This is a genomic window from Sphingomonas sp. Leaf357 (assembly GCF_001423845.1).
GTDB lineage: Bacteria > Pseudomonadota > Alphaproteobacteria > Sphingomonadales > Sphingomonadaceae > Sphingomonas.
Genome location: NZ_LMPM01000001.1, coordinates 2,354,535 through 2,368,297 on the forward strand (window position 1 = coordinate 2,354,535; position 13,763 = coordinate 2,368,297).

General features: G+C 66.4%; 17 protein-coding genes. 11 read left to right on the plus strand and 6 right to left on the minus strand.

Annotated elements, in window-relative coordinates; all coding sequences use genetic code 11:
• Positions 1 to 2 precede the first annotated feature (2 nt).
• Positions 3 to 800 carry a hypothetical protein gene (locus ASG11_RS11015; RefSeq protein WP_330218898.1) on the minus strand — a complete coding sequence of 266 codons (798 nt, stop codon included), beginning with the start codon at positions 798 to 800 and terminating at the stop codon, positions 3 to 5.
• Positions 801 to 930: 130 nt separating this feature from the next.
• Positions 931 to 2,244: a replication-associated recombination protein A gene (locus ASG11_RS11020; RefSeq protein WP_055778970.1), complete on the minus strand. Its 1,314-nt coding sequence runs from the start codon at positions 2,242 to 2,244 to the stop codon at positions 931 to 933.
• A 218-nt stretch (positions 2,245 to 2,462) separates the two neighbouring features.
• On the opposite strand from ASG11_RS11020, the gene ASG11_RS11025 reads away from it, so the two are divergent.
• A complete protein-coding gene (locus ASG11_RS11025; RefSeq protein WP_082472713.1) occupies positions 2,463 to 3,077 on the plus strand; it encodes a PadR family transcriptional regulator in 615 nt (204 codons plus the stop codon).
• Positions 3,074 to 3,394 carry a DUF2218 domain-containing protein gene (locus ASG11_RS11030; RefSeq protein WP_055778976.1) on the plus strand — a complete coding sequence of 107 codons (321 nt, stop codon included), beginning with the start codon at positions 3,074 to 3,076 and terminating at the stop codon, positions 3,392 to 3,394. Before ASG11_RS11025 ends, ASG11_RS11030 begins: the two co-directional genes overlap by 4 nt.
• 149 nt (positions 3,395 to 3,543) lie before the next feature.
• Here ASG11_RS11030 and ASG11_RS11035 read toward each other — a convergent pair whose 3' ends face one another.
• Entirely contained in the window at positions 3,544 to 4,695 is a 1,152-nt protein-coding gene (locus ASG11_RS11035; RefSeq protein WP_055778979.1) for a glycosyltransferase family 4 protein, read from the minus strand.
• Positions 4,696 to 4,773: 78 nt separating this feature from the next.
• Here ASG11_RS11035 and ASG11_RS11040 point away from each other — a divergent pair, with 78 nt between their 5' ends.
• The 9 genes from ASG11_RS11040 to ASG11_RS19275 all read left to right on the plus strand — a co-directional run bounded on the left by ASG11_RS11040 (position 4,774) and on the right by ASG11_RS19275 (position 11,752).
• Positions 4,774 to 5,478, plus strand: coding sequence for a glutathione S-transferase family protein (locus ASG11_RS11040; protein ID WP_055780741.1), 705 nt, complete (start codon positions 4,774 to 4,776; stop codon positions 5,476 to 5,478).
• 110 nt (positions 5,479 to 5,588) lie between these two features.
• Positions 5,589 to 6,971, plus strand: a complete 1,383-nt coding sequence (radA, locus tag ASG11_RS11045) for a DNA repair protein RadA (RefSeq protein WP_443024459.1) — start codon at positions 5,589 to 5,591, stop codon at positions 6,969 to 6,971.
• 57 nt (positions 6,972 to 7,028) lie between these two features.
• A complete protein-coding gene (locus ASG11_RS11050) occupies positions 7,029 to 7,586 on the plus strand; it encodes a CvpA family protein (RefSeq protein WP_055780746.1) in 558 nt (185 codons plus the stop codon).
• 73 nt (positions 7,587 to 7,659) lie between these two features.
• Complete coding sequence (locus ASG11_RS11055; RefSeq protein WP_055778982.1) at positions 7,660 to 8,100, plus strand: iron-sulfur cluster assembly scaffold protein; 441 nt, start codon at positions 7,660 to 7,662, stop codon at positions 8,098 to 8,100.
• The gene (locus ASG11_RS11060) at positions 8,100 to 9,878 is read left to right on the plus strand and encodes a cation:proton antiporter domain-containing protein (RefSeq protein WP_055778986.1); all 1,779 of its coding nucleotides are present in this window, start codon (positions 8,100 to 8,102) and stop codon (positions 9,876 to 9,878) included. Before ASG11_RS11055 ends, ASG11_RS11060 begins: the two co-directional genes overlap by 1 nt.
• Complete coding sequence (locus ASG11_RS11065) at positions 9,875 to 10,243, plus strand: diacylglycerol kinase (protein ID WP_055778989.1); 369 nt, start codon at positions 9,875 to 9,877, stop codon at positions 10,241 to 10,243. The genes ASG11_RS11060 and ASG11_RS11065 overlap by 4 nt, the downstream gene beginning before the upstream one ends.
• Positions 10,244 to 10,245: 2 nt before the next feature.
• Entirely contained in the window at positions 10,246 to 10,578 is a 333-nt protein-coding gene (locus ASG11_RS11070) for a DUF423 domain-containing protein (RefSeq protein ID WP_055778993.1), read from the plus strand.
• Between the two features lie 139 nt (positions 10,579 to 10,717).
• On the plus strand, positions 10,718 to 11,497 hold the full coding sequence (locus tag ASG11_RS11075) for an SDR family oxidoreductase (RefSeq protein WP_055778995.1): 780 nt from the start codon (positions 10,718 to 10,720) through the stop codon (positions 11,495 to 11,497).
• 87 nt (positions 11,498 to 11,584) lie between these two features.
• Complete coding sequence (locus tag ASG11_RS19275) at positions 11,585 to 11,752, plus strand: hypothetical protein (protein WP_236697515.1); 168 nt, start codon at positions 11,585 to 11,587, stop codon at positions 11,750 to 11,752.
• A 186-nt stretch (positions 11,753 to 11,938) separates the two neighbouring features.
• Here the strand turns inward: ASG11_RS19275 and ASG11_RS18420 are convergent, their stop codons facing one another.
• Genes ASG11_RS18420 through ASG11_RS11085 form a run of 3 tightly spaced genes read right to left on the minus strand, consistent with a single transcriptional unit; the run spans position 11,939 to position 13,758 of the window.
• Positions 11,939 to 12,097 carry a DUF2256 domain-containing protein gene (locus tag ASG11_RS18420; RefSeq protein WP_082472714.1) on the minus strand — a complete coding sequence of 53 codons (159 nt, stop codon included), beginning with the start codon at positions 12,095 to 12,097 and terminating at the stop codon, positions 11,939 to 11,941.
• Positions 12,098 to 13,198, minus strand: a complete 1,101-nt coding sequence (gene aroB, locus ASG11_RS11080) for a 3-dehydroquinate synthase (RefSeq protein ID WP_055778998.1) — start codon at positions 13,196 to 13,198, stop codon at positions 12,098 to 12,100.
• A complete protein-coding gene (locus ASG11_RS11085; protein WP_082472715.1) occupies positions 13,195 to 13,758 on the minus strand; it encodes a shikimate kinase in 564 nt (187 codons plus the stop codon). The genes aroB and ASG11_RS11085 overlap by 4 nt, the downstream gene beginning before the upstream one ends.
• Positions 13,759 to 13,763: the final 5 nt, after the last annotated feature.

Genomic DNA, 13,763 nt, shown 5'->3' on the forward strand with positions numbered 1-13,763 from the left:
CTTCATGGCACGCCGAAGGTCCAGCCTTCGGTGCGCGCAATATGGGGCGTAAGGGCGTCCGGGTGCCACAACTCCGGTCGGTTTGCGACGGCCCGAAGCCACGCGGTGGTGAGGATCGCGTCGGTGGCATGGTCGTCATACTTCGCGAGCGGGGCATGCGGCGCGGTGCCGAGCGCCTCGAGCGCAAGATCGAGCGTTTCGCCGTCGCGGATCTTGCTGATGCCCTTGCGCAATCGTGCGGCACGGGCGGCGATGGTCGTGTAGATTTCAACGATCACCGGGCCGGCGTCCAGCACCGGGTCGAATGGCCAGACCGGGACGATCCCGTTCAGGCGGTGCAGCACGCGCATTCCCGTGAGGCTGGACTTGCCCACTTGGGCCGCGCCTACCAGGTTGAAGCAGCTCGACGGCGAAAGCCCCATCGCCTGCTGCCCGGACTCGCAGATGCGGAGCCGCCCGCGACCGCCGGAAAAAAGATCGCCGCAATCCAGATGCTGGCGAAAATGGCGGCGCACCTCTGGATCGCGCAGGAAACTCGCCGCGGCGAGATGGTCGTCATCTGACGACGCTTCATCGACCAGCGCCCACAACGCTTTCGCGTCGGGCGGCGACTGCGACCAGCCCGGAAAATACGCGCCCAGATCCACGAACGGTAATGCAGGGGACAGGTCCAGGCCAATCAGGATATCGGTTCGCGCTTCGGCATGGTGCCGCAGCGAATCGAGGATCGCACCGCGTGACCAGCCGCCCTCCGGCGCGAGTAGATGCGGTGCGGCATCGCCGGTGACGGCGTGGGCCACGGCCAACCCCTTCGGCCGGGCAACCGCCTGCCCGGACCAATCGATCACCGAGAAATGCCGGAATTCCCTCAAGACCGGCCGCCGAACGCCTCGCGTGGTGCCGCCGGTGCATCGCTAAACCAGGCCCGGGTCATTCCTGCCGTTTCCGCAATTCGTCCCACCACGCCATGCGTTCGGAAATCCGCTTTTCCATGCCGCGCTCGGTCGGTTGGTAGAAGGTGTGCGGAGCCATTTCGGCGGGCCAATAATTGGCACCGGAAAAGCCTTCCTCGGCATCGTGGTCGTAGGCGTAGCCCTTCCCGTAACCGATGTCCTTCATCAGCTTGGTGGGCGCATTGAGGATATTCTCCGGCGGCATCAGCGATCCGGTCTCCCTCGCCGAGCGCCACGCGGCCTTCTGGGCCTTGTAGGCGGCGTTCGATTTGGGCGCGGTGGCGAGGTACAGGCAGGCCTGCGCGATGGCGAGTTCGCCTTCGGGACTGCCAAGGAAATCGTACGTGTCCTTCGCGGCGATGCATTGCACGAGCGCGTTCGGATCGGCGAGCCCGATATCTTCCACGGCCGCGCGGGTCAGGCGACGCAGCAGGTAGAGCGGTTCCTCGCCCGCCGTCAGCATCCGTGCGAGATAATAAAGCGCGGCCTGCGGGTCGCTGCCGCGGATCGATTTATGCAGCGCGCTGATCAGGTTGTAATGCCCCTCGCGATCCTTGTCGTACACCGCGACGCGGCGTTGCAGGAACGCCGACAGCCCGGCGGGATCGAGCGGTTCGGGCAGGTCGACCGAGAACAATGTCTCTGCCTGATTAAGCAGGAAACGGCCGTCGCCATCGGCCTGCGCGACCATCGCGTCGCGCGCGTCGGAGGTGAGGGGGAGGGGGCGACCCTCGGCGTCCTCGGCGCGGTTGAGCAATTTGGTCAAGGCGGTGGCATCTAGGCGATGCAGGATCAGCACCTGCGCACGGCTGAGCACGGCGGCGTTGAGTTCGAAGCTGGGATTCTCGGTCGTGGCCCCGACGAGGGTGACGGTGCCGTCCTCGACATAGGGCAGGAAGCCGTCCTGTTGCGCGCGGTTGAAGCGGTGGATCTCGTCCACGAACAACAAGGTGCGCTTGCCGATCCGGGCATGTTCGCGCGCCTCGGCAAAGGCCTTCTTGAGATCGGCGACGCCGGAGAACACGGCGGAGATCGCGACGAAGCGCAAATCCACCGCATCGGCGAGCAGGCGGGCGATCGTCGTCTTGCCGGTGCCGGGCGGCCCCCACAGGATCATCGACGACAGGCGACCGGCAGCGACCATCCGCCCGATCGAACCTTCGGGCCCGGTGATGTGATCCTGCCCGACGACCTCGGTCAGCGTGCGTGGACGCAGGCGATCGGCGAGCGGCGCGTTTTCGGGTGGTGCCTCGCGGGCGGGGGGATCGAAGGGGGCGAAGAGATCGGACATCTGGAGAGAAGATAGGCGCTGCGATGTCTGCTCACCACCCCGTCATGCCGGACTTGATCCGGCATCCAACGCGCCGCGATCGGTTCCGATGCTGGGTTTGCGGCACGGTGAATCCCGGATCGGGTCCGGGATGACGGATTTTTTGTCTGGAACGCTCTTGCCAAAACTATTTCAAGATATATCTTAGAGCCATCGTGTTATTGAAAGGACGAATTTAGATGATAGTTTTCGAAAGAGGCAGCCGTGGCGGCCACAACAAGCATGGCATGCGGCACGGCGGCCCCGGTGGCCGGGTTTTCGGCGGGCGGGGTGGTTTCTCCGTGCGCTGGGGCGGCGGCGATGAAGGCGGGCCGCGTGGTCCGGGCCGCGGGCGTCGTATGTTCGACAGCGGCGAGCTTCGCCTCGTACTGCTCAAGCTGATCGCGGAGCAACCGCGTCACGGTTACGACCTGATCCGCGAGATCGAGGGCCGTACCGGCGGTGCCTATGCGCCAAGCCCGGGCGTCGTGTATCCGACGATCACCATGCTCGACGATATGGGTATGATCGAGGAGCAGAAGGCCGAGGGCGCGAAGAAGCAGTTCGCGATCACCGTCGCCGGTCAGGCGTTGCTCACCGAACGCGAGGCCGAAATCGAGGCGTTGTTTGGGCGGCTGGCCGATGTCGGCGCCGAGCGGCAGCGCACCGATGGCGGGCCGATCCGGCGCGCGATGGGCAACCTTCGCCTGGTGTTGCAGCAGCGGCTGACCGCCGAGGATATCGACGCGGATCGCCTGCATGAAGTGGCGGCCTTGCTCGACGAGGTCGCGCAGAAGATCGAGCGGCTGAAATGAGCGGCCCGGTCAGCGCAACGGCTTCGGTGCCGACGACGAGCGGGAGCAAATATCTCCAGCAATTGTGCAAGCATTGGCAGCACAATCTGACGGTGGAGTTCACGCCCGAGCACGGCACCGTAGTGTTTCCCAAGGATGCGCGCGGCGCGGACTGGCCGGCCGATGCGCTGGTGACGTTCGATGCCAAGGCGGAAACGCTGGAGGTGCGGATCGATGCCTCCGTGGAAGGGCAGCTTGAGGGATTGAAGGGCGCGGTCGCCCGACATCTCGACCGGTTCGCGTTTCGCGAGGCTCCGCTGGCGTTTGATTGGCGCTGAGTTTCTGATCGTCGCTCATCCCCAATCGTCATGCCAGCGCAGGCTGGCATCTCAAGCGGCGGCACCGCGCTCGCCTCTTAGAGACCCCAGCCTTCGCTGGGGTGACGGTCGCGGGAAGCTGGGCTGACGGCAGGGGATGTGGCCGGCTTCTAACCCGCCGTGCGCGCCACCAACTCCAGATACGCATCCAGCACCGACTGGTTGACGCTGTCCCATTGATAGGTCGCCGCCTTGGCGTGACCCGCCGCGCCCTGGGCGCGGCGGGCTTCGTCGTCTTCGACCAGACGCTGGATCGCGTCGGCATAGGCATTCACGTCGCGCGGTGGCACGAGGAAACCGTTCACGCCGTCCTCGATCAGGTCGACCGCGCCGGTCGCGCGCGCGGCGACTACGGGGACGGAGGCGGCCATCGCCTCCAGCGTCACGTTGCCGAACGTCTCGGTGACGCTGGGGTTGAACAGCATGTCCATCGACGCGACGGCCCGGCCGAGATCGTCGCCGCGCTGGAAACCGGCAAAGGCGGCGTCGGGCACGCGCTCGGCGAACCAGTCGCGCGCCGGGCCGTCACCGATCACCAGCACGCGATGCTTCACCCCGCGCACCTTCAACGCCGCGACCACGTCAGCGAAGATATCCAGCCCCTTCTCCAGCACCAGCCGGCCGAGGAAACCGATCGCCACCTCGTCATCGGCGATGCCGAGCGAGCGCCGCCACACCAGATCGCGCGCCTTGGGCGAGAAGCGATCATGGTCCACGCCGCGCGACCAGATCGAGATCGGCGTCGTCACGCCCCACTCACGAATCAGCTCGGCCATCGACTGGCCCGGCGTCACCACCCGATCGACTCGGTTGTAGAAACGCGTCAGCAACCGGATCGCGGCCGGAGCGAGCCAGCCGATCTTGTAATAGCTGCCATAGGTCTCGAACCGCGTATGCAGCGACGCTAGCGACGGGATGCCGCGCCGCCGGGCATAGCTGACCGCTGCATGGCCAAGAAATTCCGGTGCGGCGACATGGATCACGTTGGGCGCGAACGCCTCGAGATCGCGGCGCGTGCCGGGGGGCATGCCCCAGGCGAGCTTGTACTCGTCCCGCCCGGCCGGAATCTTGAACGCGGCCACCTTGATCAGATCCCCGGTCGGAGCGAACGCCGGGCGGCTGCTGGTCGGTGAATATACCCGGACCGTCACGCCCTTCGACAGCAGATAGCCGACGAGCAGGTTCAGCGCCTGATTGGCACCGTCGCGCGTGTAGTTATAGTTGCCGCTGAAGAGGGCGACGCGGAGGTCCGTCGGCTGCATGGTGGCGCGGCCATAGCGAAGCGCGGGGGCTGTGACTATCTCCCGCAGACCCGCCTTGTCCAAATGGAGTTTCGCGCCATGACCGATCTGTCCGCCTTCCCGATCACATCGCATTGGCCTGCGCAGGACCCGACCCGGATCCAGCTCTATTCGCTGCCCACGCCCAACGGCGTGAAGGCATCCATCATGCTGGAGGAAACCGGGTTGCCGTATGAGGCGCATCTGGTCGATTTCGCCAAGAACGACCAGAAGTCGGAGGCGTTCGTCTCACTCAACCCCAACGGCAAGATCCCGGCGATGATCGATCCGGACGGCCCCGGCGGTAAACCGATCGGGCTGTTCGAAAGCGGCGCTATCCTGCTGTATCTCGCGGAGAAGACGGGCACGCTGCTCGGAAGCGGACCGGCGGATCGCTGGCATGCGATCCAATGGGTGATGTTCCAGATGGGCGGTGTCGGGCCGATGTTCGGGCAACTCGGCTTCTTCAACAAGTTCGCCGGCAAGGATTGGGAGGATAAGCGGCCGCTCGGCCGCTATGTCGAAGAATCGAAGCGGTTGCTCGGTGTGATGGATGCGGCGCTGACCGGGAAGACGTGGTTCCTGGGCGACGACTATTCGATCGCCGATATCGCGATGATCGGATGGGTAAACAACCTGATCACGTTCTACGAAGCTCGCGAGATCGTCGGCTTCGAGGATTACAGGAACGTTGGCGCGTGGCTCGATCGCGGCTTGGCGCGGCCCGCGGTGCAACGCGGATTGAAGATTCCCGCAAGGGGGTAAAGGTCGCTTGTTCTAGTTGTTCTTCTTACGTTCTCGCTATATGAGGCGGTCATGCGTCGGTCAGCCGTCAAACGAGACAAGGCGGACGGCGGTTCGAAATAGAAGGCAGGATGAGTTTGGCCAAGTCCCAGAAGCGCTATGTCTGTCAGTCCTGCGGTTCCGTCTCGCATCGTTGGTCCGGGCAGTGTGCGGATTGCTCCGAATGGAACACCCTCGTTGAGGAAGCCGGCGGCGGGAACGTCACGCCGTTTCAGGCCAAGCATAATCTGCAATCCGGCGGACGGACGATGCAACTCGTCGGGCTGGATGCGGAGATCGCACTGCCCGAGCGAATGCCGAGCGGAATCGCGGAACTGGACCGGGCACTGGGCGGCGGGTTCGTCGAGGGATCGGCGACATTGATCGGCGGCGATCCGGGGATCGGGAAATCGACCTTGCTGCTGCAGGCCGCGGCGACGATGGCGCTGGCCGGGCTACCGGTCGCCTATGTCTCGGGCGAGGAGGCGGCCGATCAGGTGCGGCTGCGCGCGCGGCGGCTCGGGCTGGGCAATGCGCCGGTGCAACTCGCGGCGGCGACCTCGACGCGCGATATCCTGACGACGCTCGGCAACGGCCAGCCGCCGGCGCTGCTGGTGATCGATTCGATCCAGACGATGCACAGTGACCTGATCGAGGGCGCGCCCGGAACAGTGAGCCAGGTGCGGGCCTCGGCGCAGGAACTGATCCGTTTCGCCAAGGAACGTGGCACGGCGGTCGTGCTGGTCGGCCATGTCACGAAGGACGGCAGCATCGCCGGGCCGCGCGTATTGGAACACATGGTCGATACGGTGCTGAGCTTCGAGGGTGAGCGCAGCCACCAATATCGCATCCTGCGCGCGATCAAGAACCGCTTCGGCGGCACGGACGAGATCGGCGTGTTCGCGATGGTCGCCGAGGGGCTGGCGGAGATCGCCAACCCTTCGGCGCTGTTCCTCACGCAGCGCGACGAAAGCGTGACGGGGACGACGGTGTTCCCTGCGCTGGAAGGCACGCGGCCGGTGCTGGTCGAAATTCAGGCTTTGGTCGTGCGGCTTGCGAGCGGGGCGACGCCCAGACGGGCGGTGGTCGGTTGGGATTCCGGGCGGCTGGCAATGGTGCTGGCAGTGCTGGAGGCGCGCTGTGGCCTTAGTTTCTCGTCGTGCGAAGTGTATCTGAACATCGCCGGGGGCTACCGCGTGTCCGATCCCGCGGCGGATCTGGCGGTCGCGGCGGCCTTGGTATCGGCGCTCAGCGAGCGCCCCGTCCCGGTGGACGCTGTGGCGTTTGGCGAGATCGCCTTGTCGGGGGAACTCAGGCCGGTGGCGCATGGCGCGTTGCGGTTGAAGGAGGCGGGAAAGCTGGGGTTCGAACGCGCCCTGGTGCCGTCCGCGCTGGCGGGCGAGAAAAGCCCATTGAAGCTGACCGGGTTCCGCACGCTCGGGGCTTTCGTTGACCATATGCTCGGGCGTGGGTAGCGGTCTGGAAGCCGCGATTTCCGTTCGCGTCGAGCGGTTGGGGCTTTGGGGCATATGATGGGACTTTCGGCACTCGACATCCTCGTCCTGATCGCCGTGCTGGGTTCGGCGGTGATGGGGCTGATGCGCGGTTTCGTGGCGGAGGTGCTGTCGCTGTTCGCCTGGGTGGCGATCGTATTCGTGGTCAAGCTGTTCCACACGCCGCTCGCCTCCGCGCTGTCGGGCGTGGTGGGGACGGTGTCGGGCGCGGCGGTGCTGGCGTTCGCGATCCTGGCCGGGCTGACCTATTTCGGCGGACGGATGGTGGCGAATGCGCTGGGCGCACGGACGCGCACCTCGATCCTCGGGCCACTCGATCGCGCGCTCGGTTTCGGGTTCGGCGCGATCAAGGGGCTGATCCTGTCGAGCCTCGTCTTCCTGCTCGTAGTGCTGGTGACGGATACGATGAGCGGCGGCCCGTCCCGCCGTCCGTTGTGGCTGAAGGACTCGCGGACCTACCCGCTGCTCAACGCCACCAGCGCGAGCATCGCCGATTTCGTCGACCGGCGGCGCAAGGGCCTGCCGGTGTTCGGCCCGCACGATGCCGGCGGCAACACGGATGACCGCGCGTCCTGAGGCGATGCCGGAACACTTTGCCGCAGAACGCTTTGGGGGTGCGCCTGCGAGCATTGTCGCCTACATCGCGGGGATGAATGCCCCGCTCTACAATGCCGAAATCCTCCGCCTCGCCGCGACGATCCCCTATCAGGAGCGTCTCGTCGATCCGATGGGCACGTCCGAGAAGCGCTCGCCGATCTGCGGCAGCCGCGTGACGGTGGATGTCGATCTCGACCCGAGCGGACGGGTCGGCGCGATCGGCATGCTGGTCCGCGCCTGCGCCCTGGGTCAGGCATCGTCCTCGCTCCTCTCGGCCGACGTGATCGGCAAAACTCCGGAAGAACTGGCTGCGGCGCGCGATGCCGTCACGGCGTGGCTGGCGGGCGCGGGGCCGCTACCCGATTGGCCGGGGTTCGACCTGTTCACGCCGGCGCTCAGCCACAGCGCGCGCCACGCCTCGATCCGTCTTGCGTTCGAGGCTGCCGCCGAGGCCGCCGCGCTCGCCGCCACTGCCAAAGACGGGACGGCCTGATGCACGACGCCGGCGATGCCGTCTCGCTGCTCCGTGACGGCGTGGTGCTGCTCGGTTTCGGGCTGGTCTTCGTATTGCTGTTCCGGCGGCTCGGTCTCGGTGCGACCCTGGGGTATCTCGTCGCGGGCGCCGTGGTGGGGCCGCACGTCTTGGGATTGGTGGGCGATGCCGAATCGAAGATCGGCGTCGCCGAACTCGGCATCACCCTGCTACTGTTCATCGTCGGTCTGGAACTGAACCCCAGCCGCCTGTGGCGCATGAAGCAGGAGATCTTCGGCCTCGGCCTGTTGCAGGTCGTGCTCTGCGGGATCGCGATATCGGCGGTCGTGCTGTTCGCGACGCACAGTTCGGTCGCGGCCGCGCTGGCGCTCGGCCTGCCGCTGGCGCTTTCCTCCACCGCGCAGGTGCTGCCGATGCTGCAATCGGCCGGTCGCATGCGCACGCCGTTCGGGGAGCGGGCGTTTTCCATCCTGCTGTTCCAGGATCTGTCGATCGTGCCGCTGATCACGATCGTCGCGGTGATGTCGCGCAACCCGGCGGATGCCAACGGCCCGCCGGGCTGGCTGCTGTTCATCTACACCGTGCTGGCGGTCGGCGGACTGATCGTTGCCGGGCGTTTCATCCTGCGCCCGCTGTTCCGCATCATCGGCAATATGGGTGAGCGCGAGATGTTCGTCTTCGCCGGCCTGTTCACGGTGATCGCCAGCGCGGCGATCATGGAGGCATTGGGCCTGTCGACCGCGCTGGGTGCGTTCGTCGCCGGCGTGATGCTGGCCGACAGCCCGTACCGGCATGAGCTGGAGGCCGATGTCGAGCCGTTCCGCTCGATCCTGCTCGGCCTGTTCTTCCTGGCGATCGGCATGATGCTCGATCTGCATGCGATCGCCGAGCGCCCTTTGTTCGTCGCCGGCATGGCGCTGGCGCTGATCGCGACCAAGGCGCTGATCATCTTCGGCATCGGCATGGCGTTCCGAATGCCATGGCGCGGCGCGCTGGCGCTCGGCCTGCTGCTCAGCCAGGGCGGCGAATTCGGGTTCGTATTGTTCGCGCAGGCGCAGAACGCGCTACTGATCAAGCCCGAGGCGGCGAGCCTGTTCGGCGCGATCATCACCTTGTCGATGGCGACCACGCCGTTCCTGATGACGATCACCCGCCGCATCCGGGCCCAGCCGGTGGACAGCAGCGACCGCGAGGGGCCGGTGGCGGACGGTGCGAACGCGCTGATCGTCGGCTATGGCCGCTTCGGCCAGACGGTGGCGCAGATGCTGATCGCGCAGGGCATTCCGGTGACCCTGATCGACACCGATATCGAGATGATCGACGTCGCCAGCGGCTTCGGCGCGAAGGTCTATTATGGCGACGGCACGCGGCTGGATCTGTTGCGTCAGGCCGGGGCTGCCGAGGCCGAACTGATCATGTTCTGCACCGATGGCGATCAGTTGAGCGCGGAATTGATCGACGGCGTGCACGAATCTTTCCCCAAGGCGGCGATCTTCGTCCGTGCGTTCGATCGACGCTCATTGCTGAAGCTTAAGGATGCGCATGTCGACGGCGTGGTGCGCGAGGTCATGGAATCGGCGGTAAAGATGGCGCGCCTCGCGATGAAGAGCATCGGCATCGACGATAGCGAGATCAACCGCAGCGAGGAGCATTACCGCGCGCGCGACAAGGAACGGCTCAAGGCGCAATACGAGACCGGCGATCTGCGCGCGGCGCGCGACCGGATCATCACGCAGGATGCCCGACCGGATACCGGGCTCGGAGGGGGCGGGAAATGAAGAACCGATCGCTGATCGAGCGGACCGGCTTCGCCTTTGCCGGCTGGTGCGCGGCGTTCAAGCGCGAGCGCAGCTTTCGCGCGCACACCCTGATCGTCGCGCTCGCGATCGTGATCCTGCTATTGCTGCGGCCCGAGCCGATCTGGTGGGCGATCGTCGCCCTGATCTGCGCGCTGGTGGTGGCGATCGAACTGGTCAACTCGGCGATCGAGGCGCTGGCCGACCTGCTGCATCCGGATCTGCATCCCGAGATCAAGGCGGTGAAAGATATGGTCGCCGGTGCCGTGCTGGCTGTGAGCGTCGGCGCGATCGTGGTGGCGGCGGCGTTGGTGGTCGATCACTGGCCCCGCCTGATGGGGCATTGAGCATGAACTGGATCGTGATCCTGGCCGGCCTGTCCGGTGCGATGGCGGTCGGGGCGGGCGCGTTCGGTGCGCATGGCGCTATCGGCGAAGCAGCGGATTGGTTGAAGACCGGTGGGCAGTATCAACTGATCCACGCGGTCGCGGCGCTCGTGGCGATGCGGCTGGACGCGAAAGGGCCGGCAATGCTGTTTCTGGCCGGCGGGGCGATCTTCGGTGTGTCGCTGTACCTGATGGCAATGGGCTTGCCGCGGTGGCTCGGCGCGGTGACTCCAATCGGCGGCGCATCGTTGATCGCCGGGTGGCTGTGGCTGGCCTGGAGCGGCGCGCGGGGTTAGCCTTGCTCAGGGATCGTCGTGCCCTTAGACCAGGGCAGGAATTTGGAGTTTTCGACATGGTTCATCGTCACCGCTGAAGCGGCAACCTTTCAGCGGGCGGAGCACATTCCGCCGACCGAACTCTGGTTTCGAGACTGACATGCCAAGATTGAATGACAAAACCTGCGTCGTCACCGGCGCGGCGCGCGGGATCGGTCGCGCGATTGCCGCCGCTTTTCATGCCGAGGGCGCCGCGGTCGTCCTCACGGACAAGGATATCGAGATGGGGCGGGCCGCCGCCGATGCGATCGGCTGCCGCTTCGAGCCGCTCGACGTGCGCGAGGAGGCGGACTGGACTCGTTTGGCGGACCATGTCCCGCGCACCGATGTCGTGGTCAACAATGCCGGGATCACCGGGTTCGAGGATGGTCCGGTCGCGCACGATCCCGAACATGCCGATCTGGAGGATTGGCGCGCGGTGCACCGCGTCAATCTCGACGGGACGTTCCTCGGCTGCCGCTATGCGATGGGCGCGATGAAGGCGCGGGGGACGGGATCGATCATCAACATCTCGTCGCGGTCGGGGCTCGTCGGCATTCCGATGGCCGCGGCCTATGCCTCGTCCAAGGCGGCGGTGCGCAATCACAGCAAGAGCGTCGCGCTCTATTGCGCTCAGCGGGGGTGGAAGATCCGGTGCAACTCGATCCACCCGGCGGCAATCCTGACGCCGATCTGGGAACCGATGCTCGGCACTGGCCCTGATCGCGAGACACGGATGGAGGCACTCGTGGCGGATACGCCGCTCAAACGCTTTGGTTTGCCCGAGGAGGTCGCGGCGATCGCGGTGCTCCTGGCGTCGGACGAAGCGACCTACATCACGGGGGCGGAACTCTCGATCGACGGGGGACTGCTGGCCGGTTCGGCCGCTACGCCGGGCTGAAACGTGGCGGGCCGTTCCGCGTGAGCCAGGGAACGGCCCGCTTGGACGGGACAGCCCTGCGGCCCAGGTGCCGAGCCGACCGACTCGATGAACGCCAACACCTCCGCCGAACAGGGCGGTTTCATCTCGCTCGCGCTCGCATCGACCTCGGCGGTCTGCGCGGCGACGAGCCGCCCAGATCGGTGCCGCGCCCGGCGCGCAGAGCTGGACCGCGGCCAACTGGAAACCGGCCGTTCAGCGCGACGATCGCGGTGAGCCGAGCCAGCTCGCCGGAGCCGAAACAGCGGCGGCCATTGGAGGTGCTCAACGGCTCCATCAGCCCGCGCGCTTCGTAGAATCGCAGCGCGCGGGCAGGAGCCCGGTGCTTCACGCGACATCGGCTATGTCCAGGCTGTCCATACGAATCACCCCTGGCGGATGACGCCGCGTCAACTTCAAGCGCTATTTGTCGAGCGGTGCCTTGCTCGTGCGGCGGCAGCGCTCGGAGCAATAGATCACATTATCCCAGTCACGTTCCCACTTCTTCCGCCACGTAAACGGACGTGCACAGACCGGGCACATCTTGGTCGGCAGGTTCGACTTGGCGATTCCGCGCGGCATTCAGCGCGGCTGGGCGTCGAGGAAGCGGGCCACGGCCTTCAGGTCGACCGTCTTGTCGACATAGGTCCGCCCGATGCCCTTCGCGAGCAGGAAGGGCAGGGTGCCGGCGGACATCTTCTTGTCGTGCATCATGTGCGCGACGAGGGTTTCGCCGTCATCCTTGCTGCCCGCCGCCGCCAGACCGTCGGGCAGGCCGACCGCGCGCAGGTGTGCCGTCACGCGGTCCGCATCGACGACCGGCGCAATCCCCTGTCCGGCGGAGAAGCCATAGGCCAGCGCCATGCCCGCCGCGACGCCCTCGCCGTGGAGCAGGCGATCGGAGAAACCCGCTTCGGCCTCCAGCGCGTGGCCGAACGTGTGGCCCAGGTTGAGCAGAGCGCGGCGGCCCGTGGTCTCGAACTCGTCCTCGCCGACAATGCGGGCCTTGGCGGCGATGCTGTGGCCGATCGCATAGCTGCGCGCCTCCGCATCGCCCGCGATCAGGGCCGCGGCGTTCGCTTCGCACCAAGCGAAGAAATCGGGATCGTCGATCAGGCCGTATTTCACCACTTCGGCATAACCGGCGCGCACCTGACGCGCGAGCAGCGTGTCGAGCGTCGTCGGATCGACCAGCACCAGAGCCGGCTGATGGAACGCGCCGACCAGGTTCTTGCCGGCGCGCGAATTGATCGCGGTCTTGCCGCCGACCGACGAATCGACCTGCGCCAGCAATGTGGTCGGGATCTGCACGAACCCGCAGCCGCGCTTAAGGATCGCGCAGGCGAAACCGACGAGATCGCCGATCACGCCGCCGCCCAAGGCGATGACGTGATCGCCGCGTTCCACGCCGAGATCGAGCAGCCGGTCGATCAGCGTTTCCAGCATCGCCCAGCTCTTGCTGCCCTCGCCCGGCGGCAGGACGATCGCCTCGCTCGCGACGCCGGACGCGGTGAGCGACGCCTGCAAGGTCGCAAGATGCGGCAGCAGATTCTCGTCCGTGACGATCGCCATCGTGCGCCCGCGCGACAGCGGCGCAAGATGCTCGCCGGATCGCGCGAGCAGGCCGTTATCGACGATGACGTCATAGCTGCGGTCGCCAAGGGCCACGGGAATGACGGTCATAGTCCGAGTGCTTTCAGGATGGCGGAGACGGTATGGTCGTGCGGCGCGTGGTTGCTGGCGACGCGGATCGGGGCCAGCGCGTAGAACGGGTTGCGAACCCGGGCCAGTTCCATCAGCACGACGCGGGGATCCTTGCCGCGCAACAGCGGGCGCGTGTCGCGACGGCGCACGCGTTCGGCAAGGACGGCGGCATCGGCGTCGAGCCAGATCGCCACCGCCTGTTCTAGGATGAGCGCGCGCGTCTCGTCGTTGATGAAGGCGCCGCCGCCGGTCGCGATCACCTTGCGCGTGCCGTCGAACAGCCGCGCGATCACGCGGCGTTCGCCGTCGCGGAAATGCGCTTCGCCGAACCGTTCGAAGATGTCGCTGACCGACATGCCGGCGGCCGTCTCGATCTCGTTATCGGCATCGACGAAGGGCAGGCGCAGCCGCGCGGCGAGGCGGCGGCCGACGGTGGATTTGCCCGCGCCCATCAGGCCGACGAGCACGATCGGACGCTCGGCATGGGGTGGCGCAGGGGTGCCGGACCCCGGGTCCGAAGGAGGATGGCTTTGCAACATCGCGC